Origin of the sequence: Rickettsia endosymbiont of Ixodes scapularis, from assembly GCF_000160735.1 — a bacterium.
Classification (GTDB): domain Bacteria; phylum Pseudomonadota; class Alphaproteobacteria; order Rickettsiales; family Rickettsiaceae; genus Rickettsia; species Rickettsia tamurae.
The window spans coordinates 506,515-525,003 of sequence record NZ_CM000770.1 but is presented as its reverse complement, the minus strand read 5'-3'; the positions used below and the strand labels follow the sequence as shown (position 1 = coordinate 525,003).

The window sequence follows — 18,489 nt, the reverse complement described above, 5'->3', positions numbered from 1 at the left end:
TCATAGGAGACTCTGGTCATATCTACCACAGCATGATCATTATCAAGTAGAGTGTTATTTTCAGTAGTAACATCTTCATTAATTTCAGCAGCAAGTTTTTCAGCTTCAATTTCATCAATATATTGTTTTAATTTAACGCGAGTTTCGAATTAATATAGCATAGGATTTAGCATATCAAGAGAGATGTAATAGAAGGTTTATTATCAGACATTTGATAATTTATCAGTGCTGCAACCATATGCACAAAGGCATTTGTAACTGATCTATGCCTTGAATGCTCAAACTTCCCCAATAGTTTAATTTTACTAAACACAGATTCTATTAATGCTTTTTTAAGCAATAATATTTTATCCAACATAGACATAAGTTTATTTTTCATATTTTTCTTTACCCTAGTTACCATAAAAATTCCTTGCTCTAAAAGTTGTAGAAATAATTGTTGCGAAATATAACCACGATCTCCGAATACTTTACCAAGAAACGCGAGTTTCGTATTAATAGAGAAACTGAATAGCTGATAGTAACTGGGTTACGAGGATATTAGTAATATTGTTTTTGTTATAAAATGTACTTAAAACTGCATAAATTTTTAGTAAATTGTCTTTTTTGACTATAACTATTAAATTGTAAAACTTGTCACACCTCTTACAAACCTTGAAAGGATAAGCATTATAGCATATTCATTAACCATAATTTAGGCATCTTAATACGAAACTCGCGTCAAAAAGATTTTTGATTATCAGTTCCAGCTGTTTTCTATCATCCTTATTGCCAGGGCTAAAAGATGCTTTAACTATACCACCGGCTCTATTAATTATTAGATGTAGTTTAAGTCCATAGAACCAACCTTTTGTTGTCTTACTGCTTGCTGCTATGCCGGCGAACACTTTATTCATTGAAATACGGTATCTCTTACATACCTCTATACTACTTGAATCTACAAAAGAGAGTCCGTCACACTGATCCAAAATAGAATTGAATATTAGTACTAATAGTGGTAAATGTGGACCTATTATTTTTATAAATTGACTATAGCTTACTAATTGAAAATCTCTTTGATGATGAATTCATATTTGCTTCAGATAATAATTCTTAAAACAATCATAAGATGACTGCCAGTAGCCTATTATAATTGTTATTACCTCACTTCTGTTCAGTCGACTTTTAGGACCAGATTTGTTGTTATGATTAGTAATTGAATTTGTATGCTTGTCTAATTCTTGAAAAAAATCATCGACGTAACAAAATATTTCTGTAAAATCCATTATCATAGGTTATTGCTCTTAAAGTTTTTTCAATAACCTATAAACTTTTTTCTAATACTATAAATACCATATTTTAATTAGCAATTTATATTTTGTACTCACTTTATAACAAAAACAGTATTATTAAGATCCCCGTAACCCAGTTACTATCAGCTATTCAGCGACTTTTTGAATACGAAACTCGCGTTATTTTAAATTATAAGTGCGTTTTAATAGTATATTATATTTAATTAAGCAATTATTAATTGAAAGTTTTCTTGGTTATTTCATACCAACAATTTTCAGGAATAGCAGCTTTATTACTAAAACCGCATATAATTAGCTGGTCTTTAGCTCTCGTCATTGCAACATAGAGTAGTCTTATATATTCTTGCAAATCTTTTAATTTTTCAGCTTCTTTCAGCTCTTGTAAAAACCTAGGAGTGTCAGCAGCATTAGCAGAAAAAAACATTTCACCTTTATCGTCCCAAATAAATTTATTGCTACTTACCGGCAAAGTAGTAGAATCGCATAATATAACGATAGGAGCTTCAAGTCCTTTAGAGCCGTGTACGGTCATTACTCTTATTTTGTCTGAATGCTCCATATCATGTTTGATATAGATATCGTTATTCTCAAACCAAGCAACAAATCCTTGCAAAGAATTATCTATATCATTCACATAGTTTTTGCTTAACGTTAATAGCTCATTTATTATATTATTGCTATCATCACCATTATAAGCATTAAGATTCTCTCGTAAATTTAAATTATTCACCGCTAAATCAAAGAAATTCTCAACAGTCGATATTTTATAAATTTCAATTAGGGAATTTAACTTAGCATATATTTCTTCATAAGCAGATAGATTATCCCATAAACTATTATCGTTTTTATTTACAAGAAGTTCGTATAATTGTTGCTCGTTCATGCCGATAATCGGCGATTTTAGTAAACCGGCAAGGTTTAAATCATCGTCAGGTAATAAAACAAATTTAGCCACGGACATTAAATCCATTATAGTTAGATTTTCTTTAAGATTAATTCTATCGCTTGTTTCAACTTTAAGCTTAGCTTTGCTAAGTTCTTTAATCAGATTTTTACTAAACTCATCTCTCTTTCTTACTAATATTATAAAATCTTTTTCAGATATTCTGTGTGCGGTAGACGGTAAAATTTCTTCGCTTTCTATTTGTTCTTTTATAAAATTTACGATTTTTTCTATGAGTAAATCGGCAGCAGATTTAGAATTTTCATAATCTTCGGGTAATACCCAAAAAAGCTCTTCTTGTTTTTCACTTGTTACTAAGGGCCAAACCGTTACGATGCCTTGATGTGTACGGAATGAGGATATTAAAGGATTATCCGAAAGGAATAAATTAGGGTAATCGGATTTTATATTTTTTAAAACATTATGAGTAAACTGTAAAATTTCTGCACATGATCTATATGAATATTCAAGGGTGATATTTTTGAATTTCTTATTAGCATTTGTGAGATTTGCTTTTAATTTTTCATTTACTAAGCTGAAATTATGAAGATCAGCTCCTTGAAAGCTAAAGATCGATTGCTTATCATCGCCTACTATGAAAATTGTCATACCGCGAGCTTGTAGCGGGATCCAGTCTTTTTTTATTTTTTCCTGGATACCGTGGTCAAGCCACGGTATGACATTTTGTGGTTTATCTGCTGCATTAAATTCTGTTATTAAAGTAGTAATAATATTCCATTGCAGGGGGCTTGTATCTTGTGCTTCATCGACAAGAATATGATTTATCTCGCTTTCAAGCTTATGCAGCAACCACTCATGAGTAGTTTTATTATTTAGTAATTTCTCGGTGTAGTAAATTAAATCGTCGTAATCGAGTAAATTATTTTCTTCCTTATATGAATCGTATTTTTTTAAAATAATATGAGCAAGTTTAGTAAGTAAGTTCGTATGATATTCTAGCTCTTCTATGCGACGCAGCTCATCTAATCGGTAAATTTCAGAGGTAATTTTTTCTAGCTCTAGTAATAATTTAGGATATTTCCTTATTAATTCTTTCGATAAAAGGCTTTTTCGTTTTTTCCCGTCTTTGGTAAAAAAAATTTCTTTCGGTTCTATCTCCAAATCATATTCTGCAAATAAGTTTTTTACCTTGTCATAAATATTATTTAATTCCCCTAACGCTAATCTTTTATTATAAATCTCTTTTGGAATTTGAGTATTTATAAATAACTTTTTGAATTTAATTTTCTGCTCAATTATTTCAGTAAAAATATCTTGTAGTGTTATTTCATGGAAGCGGTTAAGTAAAATTTTAATTAAGTCATTATGCTCGTCGCTTAAGTAAATTTCATTTCTGATATTTAGGAAGATATCTTGTAATTTAGTTTCTTCAAGAATCTTAAACTCCGGTGTTATGTCTGCTTCTACAGGAAAAGTTTTAAGAATTTTTTGACAAAAAGCATGAATTGTATAGATATTTAAAGGCTCATTACTATTTAGTATTTTATCATATAAAGTTTTTGCGTTTTCTGTTTCTTGCGGCGACGGCTTATTGCCGCTCATTAAGAAAAGTTCTTCTTCTAGTTTCTCGGCGTTGCAAAGAGAAAGATATTTAAGTCTGCTATTAATCCTTGCTTGCATCTCTATAGCTGCAGCATTAGTAAAAGTAAGGCATAAAATATTTGAAGGTTCTACGCCCGTTATTAACAGACGTAAAAATCGATCGGTTAGGATTTTGGTTTTACCGGTACCGGCAGATGCCGATACCCAAACAGAGTAATTAGGATCAGATGCTTGTTGTTGTAGATCGCTCATTTATGTATCGATTTTCTACTGTCACCCCGTGGCTTGACCACGGGGGCCAGTCTTTTTAATTATTTTTCTGGATCCCGCGATCAAGTCGCGGGATGACATCCACAGCCATATAACGACGCCGATAAATCACATATATTACGATTAAGGAAATAGCAAGTCCAAACCAAGTTAGGGCGTATTCTAAATGGTCATTTCTGATTGTTGCTAAATGATTTATTGAAAGCAGTAATAAAATATCTAGATTGCTAATATCTTTTCCTTCCGCAATAATATAAAAATTCTCAAGATCTAAGCCTAACACTTTGGATGCTTCTTTTAAATCTAGCGTTAGCCACACATTATTTTTTATATCGTTAGTAGGTAAGTAGCTGCGAGTTTTTTCTGATGGCATGGTAACACCGATAATCTCGTGCTGCTGGTCGTTTGTAGCTTGCGTGATAATATTTTTATTGCGATTACTGAACCAACCTCGTACTACTAAAATAACTTTATCTTCTATGGTTTTAAAAGGAGTAACTAAATAATATCCATCTTTTTCACTCGACCTTGACCTTCTACCATATAAATGTATGTCTTTATTAGGCAAAAATTGACCGGTAATTTTTACTTTGTGATAAGGTAAACCGTCTTGAATTTCTGCTAAATTAATTGCAGGTGAGGTTAGGTTAGCTTGCATTGAAGCTAAAAATAATTTCTTTTCTTTTAAACGACTAAGTTGCCAAAAGCCTAAAGAGATAAGTATTGTAAAGGTTATAAGTACAAGAAAATTTGTTTTCATAGATAAGTTTTAAGGGGATTGTTAAAAAAGCCTATGGTGTCATAATTAAGCCGGTATTAAAATCTTATTTATGAACTCTTTATGTTTTTGCAGCTCTTCTTTTGTAGGTTTAATAACAATAGTAGCTTGCTCTGTTTTGTTATTTACTTGATTAGTTACTAAATTATTTATTCCGGCAGATTTATCAACCATTTTAAAAGCGGATTGTCTACCGCCCATTAGCTCTACATATACTTCTGCAAGTAATGCTGCATCTTTCAAAGCTCCGTGAAGCTGCCTACTTGAATTATCAACTTTAAATCTTTTACATAATGCATCAAGATTATATTTTGAGCCTGGAAACATACTTCTAGCCATTACTAAAGTATCAATAGTATTTGCTAGTTCCAAGAGTTTAATTTCGGCTCTCTTTAATAATGATAATTCGTGATTTAGAAATTTAATATCGAAAGGAGCATTATGAATAATAAGTTTGCTATCTGCAATAAACTCTAAAAAATCATCGGCTATTGTATGAAACAGAGGCTTATCCTTTAAAAACTCACCGGATATGCCATGCATTCTATAAGCTTCAAACGGCATATCTCGCTCAGGATTAATATAAAAATGAAAATTCCTTCCTGTTAATACCTTGTTTACCATCTCAATAGCCCCGATCTCAACGATTCGATGACCTTGTCGTGGGTCAAGCCCCGTAGTTTCGGTATCTAAAATTATTTCTCTTAAACTCGACATTCCAAATCCTTTATTAGTCTTTAAAATCGTCATTGCGAGCGGGTGTTGTTGCGTAGACCGATTTCACTGCTGTCACCCCGTGTCTTGACCACGGGGTCCAGTTACTAATAATAAAATTATTAGTATTATCAAGTTATTTTTCTGGATACTGTGGTCAAGACGCGGGGTGACATCGGATGCATTTTTCGTTTCATGCAACAAGGCCACATTTCCTCGCAATGACGAGAATTATATTACTTCCAAATCCTTTATTAGCTTCGCTATTTGTTTTTCCAAGTCTAACATATCAACGCCGCTATTTATAGCAAAATCTGCTTTTGCTATTTTGCTCTCTTGTGATAGCTGAATTTCTTTGATTTTATTATAAATTTCTATATCAAATGAAGATCTCGTTATTGCTCTTTGCATTCTTATTTCTTCAGAGCAGTATATTGTTACGACAAAATCAAAATATTTATCAAATTTAGCTTCATAAAGCAGCGGTATTCCGGCAAAGCCAAATTTGGAATTAGCGTTTTCTTTTTTAAATAAAATGAGTTTATCTATTAGTAAGGGGTAAATAAAATTTTGTATTTTTTCTCTAGCTAGGTCATTATTATAAATTAAATTACTGATTTTCCCAATATTGAAATACTCAAGTTCAGGTAATAACTGTAGAATCCGAGTTTGCACGTTCAAATCTTGATATAATTCTTTTATGCATATATCGGCACAAAAAGTTTTATATCATTTTTCTGCTAAATAATCCAAAATAAAAGTTTTGCCCGATGCATAGCTACCAGTAATACCTATTGCTAACATTTTGTTATAAAAATTTTATGTTCATTAGCGAGTTTTATAGTTAATTCTTCTTCGACTATAATTACGTTATTTTTCTGAATCGCTACTCCTTTGTAATTATATTTAGCAAGATTCTTTATAGTATTAGGACCGATTGTCGGCATATCTAGTCTATTATCTTGACCTAATTTCGGTATTTTTACTAATACTCCTCCATAAGGATTTTTACGTAAATCTGCACATCTCGCTATTAAATTATCCGTACCTTCGGCAGCCTCTATACCAAGTATGTAGCTACTTTCAACTATAACCGATTGTGCGATGTCGAATGAACTTAGATGATTCAATAATTTTATTCCAAGCTCAATATCATTTTTATCTGAACTTGTAGGGTTAATATCGGTTATAGTATTGGAGTTACCTTGTTGATTTTTATATATTTCATTACTTGAGATTACCTTGAAACCGTAACTTTCAAAAAAATCTGCTACTGTTTTTAGCAAACTATCATCTCCTCGAATTTTTTGCCCAACTATTTTGAAAAGCAATAAACCGCCTATTTTATCTACGGCTAAATTTTTAAAATTCGGTCTATTAACTCCGCCGATAAAAATAATATTTTTTACCTCATGCTCCTTAAAATATTTTATAGCTTCCCCGACCATACCGATTTTTAAAATCTTATATTCAAAATCTTTAATTTGATCTATATCAGCTTCGTCTTTAATTGCCGCTATATAGCAATTACCGCCTTGCTTTATATAATTACCTGCTATTAAGTAAGGTAATGAACCTCTGCCGGCGATAATTCCAAGATTTGGTAGCATAATTAAGTTTTTAATTTAGAATTCTAAACATTTATTATAAGTCCATTTTTAATATAAATCTAGAATTCTTATTTGACCTTTACATTTTAATCAAATTAAGGCATAATATTTGGTGCTAATATAGCTATAGTAATAAACGTAATTTAGAATAGAGGTTGCGGACTCGGGGGCAGTACCCGACGCCTCCACCAATACATAAGAATGTTATTCCCGCATAGGGTGGATTATTGTTACATGGCTTGCTTATGTCATTCCCGTGTAGGCGGGGATCCAGAAAAATAACTTAAATATGGATACAGAAGTTACATATTTGATAAAATAAACATATATAAAAAACAAGTTTTTTATATGTTTTACTGGATCCCCGCCTACACGGGAATGACATAAGCAAGCCATGCAACAACGCTCCCATATAAGAATAACATCAAAATCTTGGGGGCGAAATAGGATCGACGTGCCTAATAAAAAGATTGCTTTTACTCGGGATGATTCCGCCGATGGCTTTTGCCATATGGGTCAAAACAAAGAAACGCAAACGATAATAATCGTTCTGGAGGTCGTTTAGCTTTAGCAGCTTAACCCTTACGCGGCTGGATGGTTTGCCGGGCAACAGAAAAACCCTCACGTATATACTCAAATGATTTCAAGAATTGAATTTTATTTTGAGAGGTGAGTACCCGCAGCCTATAACTTAATAGGTGAGGATGCGAATCCTTGATAAAATGAAAGAGCAATTCTTGAAATCATTTGAGTATATACGTTTAATTTAAAAAATTGGTATTGCCTAAAAACGGTTGATATTGTCATTGCGAGCGAACGTAGAGAGCGTGGCAATCTCATAAAGTAGGACTCCTGAGATTGCTTCGTCAAAACTTACAGTTTTTCCTTGCAATGACGTAAACTGTTCAAATTAAACTTCGTCGACCTATTTTTATTTATTTTTCTCGTATGAATATTGAATATAAAAAATTTGTGAATGAATATATGCTAGAATTTGTGAAAAAAATTCTAACAAAAATTCAGCATGAAAATTTATATTGGGATCAGTTAATATACATATCGTACAGAACCTATAACCCTGCGGTAATTTTACCTTCAAAAGTTAAACAGGCATATCCAAAACAGATAACAATAGTACTGCAATATCAGTTTGAAAATTTAATAGTAAATGATACGGGCTTTTCTTTAACGGTAAGTTTTGACGATGTTAAAGAAATAATTTACGTACCTTTTGATGCACTTATTAGCTTTGTTGATTCCAATAATAATTACAGTCTAACTTTTAATCAGCCGTTAAATATACAAGAAAATCCTCAACATGAAGAGGAAATAAGTAATAATAAAAGTTATCAGACTTCATCATCTTCAAATCCAAATGTTATAATGTTAGATAAATTTCGTAATTCTTCTAAACCTAAACCTAGTTAATGCATATTATGGATTCAAAAGTAGTGATATATACTGATGGTGCATGTGCGGGTAATCCAGGCCCCGGAGGATGGGGAGCTTTGCTTCAATTTAATGATACTAGCAAAGAAATATTTGGGCATGAGTTAGATACGACTAATAATCGTATGGAAATTACGGCAGCACTTGAAGCATTAAGGATTTTGAAAAAATCTTGTAATGTTGAGATTTATACTGATAGTAAATATTTGCAACAAGGAATTACCGCTTGGATTCATAATTGGATAAAAAATAATTGGTGTAAAAGCAACAATGAACCCGTTAAAAATGCCGATTTATGGCAAAAATTATACGCAGAATTGAATAAACATACTATTATTTGGAAATGGGTAAAAGGTCATGCAAATAATAGCGGTAATATTGCTGCCGATAAACTTGCAATGCAAGGAAGAGAAACTGCTATAGAAATTTTAAAATGTCGTGGATAGATAAGTTTTTTATTACTTTTTTTCACAAAAAAGTAGGAGAAGATGAGTTTTTGAATCAATATTATGAAAGCCGTAATATTGATTATTTAGGGCGTCCAAGGAGGTTTGTTATTTATAAAAATGTAAATGAACCTACAAAAATTCCGCCGAGTTGGCACGCTTGGTTACATCATTTAGTAAATGAGATACCGAAAAATATCCAGCTTTTTCCATGGCAAAAGAATAATATAATAACTAAAAAATCATCTAAGATATCAAATCTTAAATATAATAGATGGCAGCCGTAATTAACTAGTATACTCGATGAACTTCAAAAATTGGCGTCGTCGTTTTATAAGATCTGCGGTACTCACGTATTAGTATACGCTCCGTTCCTTGACTTATAAACTCCTTGCTCTTTTTGAAGTTGATCTTCGTATACCAATTCTTCATTTATCAGGAGTATAATATAAAAAACAATGAAACAGAATATTATTGAAACAATTATCGGCTTTGTAGTATTAATTATTGCTTTGCTATTTTTGATTTTTGCCTACAAAACAGGTAGTTCTATAACTAGCTCAAAAGGTTATCAGGTAACTGCTAATTTTCAGAGTGCAGAGGGTATAGAAGTCGGAAGCGACGTAATGATCTCAGGTATAAAAATCGGTAGTGTAAAGAAAATTACTTTAGATCCAAATAGCTTTTATGCAAGTGTATATCTAAATATTAATGATGATGTTAAAATACCTAAAGATTCTAAAGCCCAAGTAGTCACCAGCGGGTTACTTGGAGGTAAATATATTTCAATTGTACCGGGTAATGACGATGAAAATTTAGCAGCTAATGAAGAGATAAGATATACTCAATCAGCAATTAATATTGAATCATTAATTAATAAAATTGTTTCTTCATTCGGTAGTAAGTAAAAACTCTCTAAAATTCAACCGAATCTATTCTGGATTCGGTTTTCTTTATTTTAAAATCTCTAATATATGAATTATTAAAAAGTAGCATTAAGCAAGAAGAGAAGTCTTATGGCAAACCATTTGTCTATTTTTTAATATTCTAGATTTAGTTTTAATAATTATTGCTAATTAACGCGAGTTTCGTATTAATAGAGGAACTGAATAGCTGATAGTAACTGGGTTACGAGGATATTAGTAATATTGTTTTTGTTATAAAATGTACTTAAAACTGCATAAATTTTTAGTAAATTGTCTTTTTTGACTATAACTATTAAATTGTAAAACTTGTCACACCTCTTACAAACCTTGAAAGGATAAGCATTATAGCATATTCATTAACCATAATTTAGGCATCTTAATACGAAACTCGCGTTAAATACTAAATCTTTCAAGTTAAATTCTAAAGATACTATATATTACAAGGTAGGAAATTTTTGTGAAAAGATAGGTTTACCTAGTATAGCTTAAGCAGGTAAGGTAGTTACTTTTTGTAATACGTGATAAGCAGCATCAAAAAAATATGTAAAGTTACTAGTATCTTTTCTAATTTGATGTTTAATTTTAAACCAATAATGGTCTATAGGATTAAGATCAGGACTGTAAGTAGGAAGGAATAAAATACTTGCCCCTACCGATTCAATTAATTCTTTTACCTTAGAGTTTTTATGAAAATTAATATTATCCATTACTACGACTTGTCCTGCCCTTAATTCTTTAATGAGTATATCCTTGACATATAGCATAGGCAATTAAGATAGTGATAATTTGATGAACGAACATTAGAATTCCCCATGACGAATATTAAAATTCCCCATTTTTGAGTAAAAAATATTGTCTAAAGTATTACATTATTATCCTCCGATTTTATAGTTAATTTTTTGCCTTTCGCTGTAGCGATTCTATAACTTTCAGTATTTAGTTCAAGAATTGAAGAATGGTGAACCAATCTGCCAATAGCTGCTGACGTAGTCATTTCATCTTTAAAAATAGTATTCCATTTTGCAAAAACTAAATTGCTAGTAATTAATACACTACTCATTTCATAACGTTCAGGTAATAAGGTAAATAAAACATCAGTTTCTTCACGATTATATGGTACATATGATATATCATCAATTATCAATATTTCAAAATAATCGAATTTTTTCTTACTACATGACAATTTTTCATTTTATCATCTTTGGATATTGGAATATCAAGGACAACAGCTGTATCCAACGTACTAATTGAGTAGAAATATTATACAAGATATTAACCAATGTATCTAATCCAACACGAAATATACTATTTTGCCTATAACCATGTTTTTTAATAACTATTGGTTTATCTAAAACTATAATCTCTCCAGTTTGATAAGCTAGGCAAAATGCAATAGACAATATTTGCATCAATGTATCTAATCGTAAATCATTAGTAATATGAGTTGCTTCACAGTTGAATCCTGCTGATTTAAAAGCTTTGAACATTGTTTCAATTTGCCATCTTTGAGCATATATCTCAGCAGGATTTTTGATCTCATCACTATGTATTAAGACTGCAAGTTCACTCTTCTTATTTCTGATCCCTACTACATTAAATATTTCACCTTTTGTACCAATTCTACGTTGTGACAAACTCACATGCGATCCTATGGCTAGAGGGCGAAATAACTCTTGTATTTTAACCATTTTTCCCCTTGCATTACTGATATATTGTCTATTTTCTCTAACTCGAAAAACGTATCTTATTTGATTTGTTCTAAGCCAAGAGAGCCATTCCTTACCTATAAATTCTCTATCAGCGGTTAATGCTTCAATGCGGTTTTTGTCAAAAACTTCTAAAAAACACTCCATCAGATCAATACGCTCAATATAATCAGAGTTACCACACTTTTTATCACTTAGAAAATTCCAAAAAGGGGGATCGCTATACCATGAAAACTGACAGCTAAATATAAAATATTTATATGTCGTTTACCAAATTTCCAATTCGTTCTATCTAAACACAATACCCATTTTTGCTCCTGCTCAAACCCAGTCATCATGACTAACATAACAGGTAATACTCTCCATGATATTGAGATTTCAGAGATAAATCTTTGCATCCTTCTATACCATGAAGCTGCTTTAATCCCAGACGGCATTCTATTGCATAACAATGACATGTTTACTGTCCTGCTGTTAAGCATTGAAATGATAAATAATCCTAAACATTTTGCTCTTGATAAATTAAGCAAAATATGTTTTTGTAATAATTCGACTAGAGGGGCGGAATGATCTTTCATATGTAAACCAAGTTCTTTCCCCGTTATCATCATGAATTATCAGCAAAATTCAATCCTTTAGTCCTTACATCTCTAAAAATTGTCATGTAGTAAGAATAATTTGCTTAAGTTTTAAACTAAGTTTTGCTTCTAGTAATTGTTGAACCAAATTAGCTGCTGTTGTATATAATACACGCCTACCAGCAAGACACCACTCACGTGCTAAACCTATACTAAGATGACTTTTGCCAGTGCCAGGATTACCAAAAATAAGTATATTTTCATAGCGATCCATAAATTCTCCTTGTGCAAGATATTGGATCTTAGTTGAYGATAATCCTGGGATACTCTTAATATCAAAGTTGCTTAATAACTTATCTCGAGAGAGTTTTGCTTGCTTCAGCAATCTGGCAATACGTTGCTGATGTCTATGTTCTAACTCACGTATGGCTAACTCCTGTAGTAATCTATATATGTTTTCTTTTCTTGCTCAAAGCTTTCTGCAACTGATTTGTAGCATGATGCAAAAGTAGGTAAGCAAAGGTTCTTGAGTAAATTATTTAGCGGTTGCAGAGTTATTATCTGTTTACTCATGCGACCTCCATTGTTTTAAAGCAATGTAATTGATCATATTCAGACAGTATTGGTTGATTAATTTTTACTGAACAAACAGTTTTAGTCTGACTATTTAGTAAATCTGTAATATGATCAATTATTGGCTCAATCTTCTCTTCTAATAGCACTTCTAATGCAGCAACTACATTCAATTCTCCATACATTTTTGCTAATTGTAATATTTTAAGATATATTTTATGCCCTTTATATGGATATATAGATATAAGCTGGTCATATACCTGACGAAATATAGCACGTGGGAATAAAGCTTCATAATATTGATATTGGACAAATGCTCTAGGTTTACGTACTAAACTATCAATAATATGTCTATAATCAATAACATAGCCATTGCTGATTCTAGACATTTTTTGTAAACATTTGTTACCATAGTAAAGCTCTATTTCTTCAGAATAAATATAAGCTTTTAAAGTATAACCTATTAAGCGACTAGGCACAAATAAGCTACAGATAAAATACTAACTGTACTGCTTGGGTTAACACGTACTGATAATATTGTAGGTGCATTCCATTTCCTGATTGGTAACTCTTTTAAATAAACTAATTCTTCAGCTAATTTTTCTTTTCTACAGCTATTGCGCTTTTCTTTAATTTGTGTAAGGAATAATTCATAAGCTTTTAAATCAACAAAATTACGTGATCCACGTAATAGCAAATGTTGTTTCACTGCTTGCTTAAATGTATCATGACTTTTTTCAACAGAACCATTTTCATGACTAACACCGGGATTATTTCGCGATGGTGCAACATCGTAATAACCAAGCAATTCTTGCCATTTTTCTGTAAATTGTCTACTATTACCACATTGCTTGGTAGCTGCACTTAAATTATCTGTACGATGCTCTGGTAAAACTCCACCTAACTCCCATACAGCTTTTTCAAACCCTGATGCTAATGTATCAAAACTTTCACTATGGCATATGCTGAAAGTTTCCCAACATGAATAAGGCAACATAAAATGAAATAGTAAGTGAGGATATGGTTTCCCACCAATACAAATACCCAATTGATTCATATTGCTCCAATCAGACTGGCTTTGTTTGCCAGGAAGAATATTTTGTAAAAAGATTACTGGCTTATCCTTACCATGTTCAGCTCTCCATTGTTTCAACCTTTTCTGCAAACAGCATAATTGCTTTCCATTATAATTCCCATGATACTTTTCTGTCAAATATGCTAATATGGTAGTTGCTTGCAACTACCGGAGCTGATTCTAGCATTGATTCTATTTCATCCCAGTGCTTAACAAATGGATCCTTACGTGTCCTATATTTACGTATTGTTCGTAATTCGCTTGGATACTTATTAACACGTAAATACTTACGTGCCGTTTTTACACTCATACCTGCTTTTGCAGCAGAAATTATCTGATTATATTTTTTGATCTTTTGCATTAAAATACCTACTTGTTTATTTGTACATGTCATCAGTAATTCTCGAATAATATATAAATCTTAAAAAAGAAATTTTTATTCGATTTTACTGTCCATAGTTACTTCTTTTTTATAGGTAATTTTAATGTTCGTTGAGGGTAATTCTAATATTCGTTAGTCATTCTATAACTTCTCATGTTTCTTGATATAAATTCATTGCTAAAGCAATTTCATTATATCTTCCCTTCGCCTGAAGGCGAGGGATTTCTTATCCCCGAAGGGGGACATTAAGAAACGCGAGTTTCGTATTAATAGAGGAACTGAATAGCTGATAGTAACTGGGTTACGAGGATATTAGTAATATTGTTTTTGTTATAAAATGTACTTAAAACTGCATAAATTTTTAGTAAATTGTCTTTTTTGACTATAACTATTAAATTGTAAAACTTGTCACACCTCTTACAAACCTTGAAAGGATAAGCATTATAGCATATTCATTAACCATAATTTAGGCATCTTAATATGAAACTCGCGTTACTTTACCATATCCTTTTATTAATATCACTATCTTAATTGCCTATGCTATAATATATAGATTTAACTGTATTCCCCAGCAAATAGTAACGTTAAAAGCAAGAAACAAACTAATATTCTGCCAGTAGCCTATTATAATTGTTATTACCTCACTTCTGTTCAGTCGACTTTTAGGACCAGATTTGTTGTTATGATTAGTAATTGAATTTGTATGCTTGTCTAATTCTTGAAAAAAATCATCGACGTAACAAAATATTTCTGTAAAATCCATTATCATAGGTTATTGTTCTTAAAGTTTTTTCAATAACCTATAAACTTTTTTCTAATACTATAAATACCATATTTTAATTAGCAATTTGTATTTTGTACTCACTTTATAACAAAAACAGTATTATTAAGATCCCCGTAACCCAGTTACTATCAGCTATTCAGCGACTTTTTGAATACGAAACTCGCGTGAATTAATAGATCGATGAAATGCTTTGCTGCTTCATCAAAGTCAGGATCGTTGATTTCTTTTGGAGAAGTATAATTAGTGCCTAATTTCTTTGCTAGAATTGCATCTAAAAAAGTCTCATTTATTATATGTTGTTTCTTCATAAACCCTTTAATAATAATTAGTTAATATATAGCTTAACTAATATAGAAAAAATTGAAGAAACGTTTTAATAGGAAATTTATAAGTAGTATTACTGCAACAGTATATATTCGATGTCATTCCGTGGCTTGTCCACAGAATCCAGAAAAAAGCGAGATAAATCGAGCTTTTAATTTTAAAAATTTAGTGTGTTTATACTTTTTAGTAACTGGATTCCCGCTTCCGCGGGGATGACATCGAAGCACTAGGATAACCCCAATCAATTCTTTTTAGGCAGTACCAACTCTTCTAATTCATATTTCTTAAATGATCTTCTAATTTTCTTAGCTTTCTACCCTCGTTTACTATAGGCTTTACATAGGTTTGCATTTTTGCATTTTCTCTATATTTATTAATCTGATCGATCTGAGCATTGACTTCATCGGTAATGGCTTGCTTTCTATCCTCTATTTTATTTAATACTTCAGTACTATACTCATAATTTTTAACATCAGCATTAAAGTTATTAAGCTCTTCCGTAATCTTTTGATCTATTTCAGCTCCCTCGGCGGTATCTTTAACTTTTTGTGCTATTAATGCCGGCATTTCTTCGATCTTGATATCATCTCTTTTGAAATGATCTTTAAGCTCTTTATAAGTTTGCTCTAAATTTTCCTGAGCTTTCTCGTACATAATATCATAATGCTCTTGACGACGGGTATATCGATCTTCATCTATAAATTGTGCATGTTTTCTATGAGCGTTATCTATAATATCCCGCATCTGAGAATCAGTAGCTTTCTCACGCATAAATCTATCGCCCATCATTACCGGATCACCTTCCTCAAATAACCTACCACGCACCTCATGAATAAGCTTCCTTTGAGCTAATTCTTGATAATATTCTACATCACTCTGTCTATCTGCTTTTTCTAGTCTTGCTAGATATTCCGATGATAATATATCTGCTTGAGCAGCTAGCGTCTCCTTATTAATATGCATTTGAAACTCTTCACGTTCCCGTGCTTTTTCATCATCTTTTAATTTTTCGCTATAAGTTCTAAGCCTTGGATCGTTATATTCAAAATCATGCCATTCGGCACTGGTTAGATTACCCTCATAAGCATCGTGTAAATCTTTACCGACTATTGCAGTTAAAGCTCCTCTTTTTATTCCTGTATAACCTGCATATATTTTTTCGCCTATACCTACACGCTTTTCTTCTTTTAATTTACGTTTTGTATCAACACGATGCTCCATCTCTTGCCAGCTTCTAAGCACTCCTATATTCTTACCGAACAGACCAACACCTCACCCTGACATTTCTTGGTGAGCATGCTTATAAGCATCTTGATAATCTCTAGTAAAGTTCGCATCACTAGCGAGTTCACGTAAGTTAGCATCTTTTAATGACTTATCAAACTCAGCTTTTTGTTCTTTACTTAAAGCAGCGTAATCTTTCACTCCATATTTATTTGCAGCAATTTTATCTCGAAGCTGAGTAAATTTCATTTGCGATAGTTCTTTTGCTTTTAATTCATTCCCCTTAGGTAAATTCTTTAATAATCCTGAAATACCATTTTCATAATCAGTAATAGCATTCATTTTTACATCTTTAGAATCTATACCGTATTTTCTCTTAACCTCATTTTGTACGGCTTTATTTGCTGAAGAACCGAGAGCTTGCTTTTCAAGCCTTCCCATCATTATACCCTCAAATCCTTTAGCAAAGAACATACTAGTTTCTCCTAACTTCGCACTTACACGGGTAGTTACAGGTGCACTTACCGTCTTAGCCACATAACTTAGCGGTCTATTCATTTGCTTCGCTGCAGATTTATAAGATTGCTGATTAACTTTTTGTATGTCTGTTAAATTACCTGAAGTACCGGCAATAAATTGTGCCGTCGATATAGCAGTATCGTTAAATTTACTTAGCAAATAAATAGACACAAAAATTAGTAATATCCCATCAAGTTGGACAAATTTCCCGTTTATAAAATTACTAATCCTTTTTGTATCTTTAACTAAATCTAAAAACGGTAATTCAATATAGCGTTCATCTATACACTCGTACGCAGCACAATGCTTACATTTATCAGGATCATTCTTACAAAAATCATCTACTATTATATGATCTTCGGGAACTAATATCTTTGCTTTGTGGAAATTATTTATACCGCCTTTCATTGGTACGGGGAACCACCAATAAAATATTGAATTACCAAGGCTTGGATCTATATCCTCAAGAAAACTACCGAATATTTCATTTATCGGACCTAAATTAGGAAAATCATGTTTACATACCGCAAAACCAAGCGTTGAATATATTTCGGTTCTGATGATCATTGAAATAAAAGCGATACCGGCAAATAAAATTATAGGCTGTAATGCGTATGATATTAATTGTCTTAACCAATTCTCAAATAATGAACGAGTTATATTAAACAACATGAAACAAATAAATATCGGTCCCATAATTATAATCATACCGATAGTTATAAGAGCGGTTAGATATATAATAGTAGCTTTAAATATAAGAAAGAAAATAAAATACAGAGCTATTAAATATAGAATGATATATATAAAACCAAGCCAATCAACAAATAGTAAAGAAAATAATTTAGATAAAGTTTGAGGAGAAATAAGTAACCCAAGCAAGCTTTGAGAACCGGGGCCGGTAGCCGAAGCTTCATTAATTATTTGCAGTATTTGCTGAACCCCATCAATAAAAAATACGAATAAATAATCATGAAAAAATGTCCAAGCTTTATCCGTACTTAATAATATTGAGACTATACTAACTTTTAATATTCTAACTATAAGTTCGATATGAGTAAGGTTTATATTACCTATTAAAAAGGAAAAGCCTGTAAACATTATATATAGAGTTAAAATAGCCGAGACACTCATCCTATAACCCGACGTATCAATTATTTGTTGATAAGTTTTCTTTATAATCCCATCCTTACCAAATAATACTCCTTTTATTAAATCCGTTAAAAATTGTAGAGGATCGGGTCTAGTATCAGTAACTCCAGACTTTATTACTAATCTATATTGCCCGCTATTATCATCATAAAATTTATCTATAATCTTAAAATAAAGAGGAGAT

General features: G+C 31.6%; 17 protein-coding genes, 1 other RNA gene and 5 pseudogenes. 6 read left to right on the top strand and 17 right to left on the bottom strand.

The window, feature by feature from the left end; genetic code table 11:
* Positions 1 to 166: 166 nt before the first annotated feature.
* The 7 genes and pseudogenes from REIS_RS02660 to REIS_RS02630 form a co-directional block, all read right to left on the bottom strand.
* Positions 167 to 499 (bottom strand): transposase, encoded by a 333-nt coding sequence (locus REIS_RS02660; protein WP_040614705.1) that lies wholly within the window; start codon positions 497 to 499, stop codon positions 167 to 169.
* A 184-nt stretch (positions 500 to 683) separates the two neighbouring features.
* The gene (locus REIS_RS12220; RefSeq protein ID WP_008579716.1) at positions 684 to 968 is read right to left on the bottom strand and encodes a transposase; all 285 of its coding nucleotides are present in this window, start codon (positions 966 to 968) and stop codon (positions 684 to 686) included.
* Between the two features lie 538 nt (positions 969 to 1,506).
* A complete protein-coding gene (locus tag REIS_RS02650; RefSeq protein ID WP_008579714.1) occupies positions 1,507 to 4,050 on the bottom strand; it encodes a UvrD-helicase domain-containing protein in 2,544 nt (847 codons plus the stop codon).
* A gap of 55 nt (positions 4,051 to 4,105) precedes the next feature.
* Complete coding sequence (locus REIS_RS02645; protein WP_008579713.1) at positions 4,106 to 4,828, bottom strand: SURF1 family protein; 723 nt, start codon at positions 4,826 to 4,828, stop codon at positions 4,106 to 4,108.
* A gap of 45 nt (positions 4,829 to 4,873) precedes the next feature.
* A complete protein-coding gene (gene dnaQ, locus REIS_RS02640; RefSeq protein ID WP_037214499.1) occupies positions 4,874 to 5,563 on the bottom strand; it encodes a DNA polymerase III subunit epsilon in 690 nt (229 codons plus the stop codon).
* Between the two features lie 228 nt (positions 5,564 to 5,791).
* Positions 5,792 to 6,364 (bottom strand): annotated as a pseudogene (gene coaE / locus REIS_RS02635) (dephospho-CoA kinase).
* Positions 6,358 to 7,170, bottom strand: a complete 813-nt coding sequence (locus REIS_RS02630) for an LpxI family protein (protein WP_008579711.1) — start codon at positions 7,168 to 7,170, stop codon at positions 6,358 to 6,360. The pseudogene coaE and the gene REIS_RS02630 overlap by 7 nt, the downstream one beginning before the upstream one ends.
* Before the next feature lie 74 nt (positions 7,171 to 7,244).
* Between REIS_RS02630 and ssrA the strand changes: the two genes are divergently transcribed.
* The 6 genes and pseudogenes from ssrA to REIS_RS12205 all read left to right on the top strand — a co-directional run.
* Positions 7,245 to 7,796, top strand: a transfer-messenger RNA (tmRNA) gene (gene ssrA / locus REIS_RS12215).
* A 322-nt stretch (positions 7,797 to 8,118) separates the two neighbouring features.
* On the top strand, positions 8,119 to 8,598 hold the full coding sequence (locus tag REIS_RS02625) for an SspB family protein (protein ID WP_008579709.1): 480 nt from the start codon (positions 8,119 to 8,121) through the stop codon (positions 8,596 to 8,598).
* Complete coding sequence (gene rnhA / locus REIS_RS02620; protein WP_008579708.1) at positions 8,598 to 9,065, top strand: ribonuclease HI; 468 nt, start codon at positions 8,598 to 8,600, stop codon at positions 9,063 to 9,065. Before REIS_RS02625 ends, rnhA begins: the two co-directional genes overlap by 1 nt.
* Positions 9,053 to 9,352: an NADH-ubiquinone oxidoreductase subunit NDUFA12 family protein gene (locus REIS_RS02615; RefSeq protein WP_008579707.1), complete on the top strand. Its 300-nt coding sequence runs from the start codon at positions 9,053 to 9,055 to the stop codon at positions 9,350 to 9,352. Before rnhA ends, REIS_RS02615 begins: the two co-directional genes overlap by 13 nt.
* Positions 9,353 to 9,523: 171 nt before the next feature.
* On the top strand, positions 9,524 to 9,973 hold the full coding sequence (gene mlaD, locus REIS_RS02610) for an outer membrane lipid asymmetry maintenance protein MlaD (protein WP_008579706.1): 450 nt from the start codon (positions 9,524 to 9,526) through the stop codon (positions 9,971 to 9,973).
* Between the two features lie 396 nt (positions 9,974 to 10,369).
* Positions 10,370 to 10,477: pseudogene (locus REIS_RS12205) on the top strand (aspartate--tRNA ligase); the annotation flags it as partial.
* Here the strand turns inward: REIS_RS12205 and REIS_RS02605 are convergent.
* The 10 genes and pseudogenes from REIS_RS02605 to REIS_RS02565 all read right to left on the bottom strand — a co-directional run.
* Positions 10,477 to 10,749: pseudogene (locus REIS_RS02605) on the bottom strand (transposase); the annotation flags it as partial. The pseudogenes REIS_RS12205 and REIS_RS02605 overlap by 1 nt on opposite strands.
* 98 nt (positions 10,750 to 10,847) lie before the next feature.
* Positions 10,848 to 11,174, bottom strand: a complete 327-nt coding sequence (locus REIS_RS02600) for an ATP-binding protein (protein WP_008579703.1) — start codon at positions 11,172 to 11,174, stop codon at positions 10,848 to 10,850.
* Between the two features lie 4 nt (positions 11,175 to 11,178).
* Positions 11,179 to 11,853, bottom strand: coding sequence for a transposase (locus REIS_RS02595; protein ID WP_241760926.1), 675 nt, complete (start codon positions 11,851 to 11,853; stop codon positions 11,179 to 11,181).
* 38 nt (positions 11,854 to 11,891) lie between these two features.
* Positions 11,892 to 12,308: a hypothetical protein gene (locus REIS_RS02590; RefSeq protein ID WP_008579220.1), complete on the bottom strand. Its 417-nt coding sequence runs from the start codon at positions 12,306 to 12,308 to the stop codon at positions 11,892 to 11,894.
* A gap of 49 nt (positions 12,309 to 12,357) precedes the next feature.
* On the bottom strand, positions 12,358 to 12,669 hold the full coding sequence (locus tag REIS_RS02585) for an ATP-binding protein (protein WP_241760932.1): 312 nt from the start codon (positions 12,667 to 12,669) through the stop codon (positions 12,358 to 12,360).
* A 175-nt stretch (positions 12,670 to 12,844) separates the two neighbouring features.
* Positions 12,845 to 13,327, bottom strand: a complete 483-nt coding sequence (locus REIS_RS10920; protein ID WP_008579188.1) for a hypothetical protein — start codon at positions 13,325 to 13,327, stop codon at positions 12,845 to 12,847.
* Entirely contained in the window at positions 13,312 to 14,001 is a 690-nt protein-coding gene (locus REIS_RS10915) for a DDE-type integrase/transposase/recombinase (RefSeq protein WP_050755334.1), read from the bottom strand. Before REIS_RS10915 ends, REIS_RS10920 begins: the two co-directional genes overlap by 16 nt.
* 31 nt (positions 14,002 to 14,032) lie before the next feature.
* Positions 14,033 to 14,317 (bottom strand): hypothetical protein, encoded by a 285-nt coding sequence (locus tag REIS_RS10910; RefSeq protein ID WP_050755339.1) that lies wholly within the window; start codon positions 14,315 to 14,317, stop codon positions 14,033 to 14,035.
* A gap of 933 nt (positions 14,318 to 15,250) precedes the next feature.
* Positions 15,251 to 15,397: pseudogene (locus tag REIS_RS02570) on the bottom strand (phosphate acetyltransferase); the annotation flags it as partial.
* Positions 15,398 to 15,683: 286 nt separating this feature from the next.
* A pseudogene (locus REIS_RS02565) lies at positions 15,684 to 18,489 on the bottom strand (type IV secretion system protein); the annotation flags it as partial.

What these genes read in the sequence shown, in the direction of transcription:
- REIS_RS02650 (WP_008579714.1), bottom strand. Translation starts at nt 4,050, where the DNA reads ATGAGCGATCTACAACAACAAGCATCTGATCCTAATTACTCTGTTTGG.
- REIS_RS02645 (WP_008579713.1), bottom strand. Translation starts at nt 4,828, where the DNA reads ATGAAAACAAATTTTCTTGTACTTATAACCTTTACAATACTTATCTCT.
- dnaQ (WP_037214499.1), bottom strand. Translation starts at nt 5,563, where the DNA reads ATGTCGAGTTTAAGAGAAATAATTTTAGATACCGAAACTACGGGGCTT.
- REIS_RS02630 (WP_008579711.1), bottom strand. Translation starts at nt 7,170, where the DNA reads ATGCTACCAAATCTTGGAATTATCGCCGGCAGAGGTTCATTACCTTAC.
- REIS_RS02625 (WP_008579709.1), top strand. Translation starts at nt 8,119, where the DNA reads ATGAATATTGAATATAAAAAATTTGTGAATGAATATATGCTAGAATTT.
- rnhA (WP_008579708.1), top strand. Translation starts at nt 8,598, where the DNA reads ATGCATATTATGGATTCAAAAGTAGTGATATATACTGATGGTGCATGT.
- REIS_RS02615 (WP_008579707.1), top strand. Translation starts at nt 9,053, where the DNA reads ATGTCGTGGATAGATAAGTTTTTTATTACTTTTTTTCACAAAAAAGTA.
- mlaD (WP_008579706.1), top strand. Translation starts at nt 9,524, where the DNA reads ATGAAACAGAATATTATTGAAACAATTATCGGCTTTGTAGTATTAATT.
- REIS_RS02590 (WP_008579220.1), bottom strand. Translation starts at nt 12,308, where the DNA reads ATGATGATAACGGGGAAAGAACTTGGTTTACATATGAAAGATCATTCC.
- REIS_RS10910 (WP_050755339.1), bottom strand. Translation starts at nt 14,317, where the DNA reads ATGACATGTACAAATAAACAAGTAGGTATTTTAATGCAAAAGATCAAA.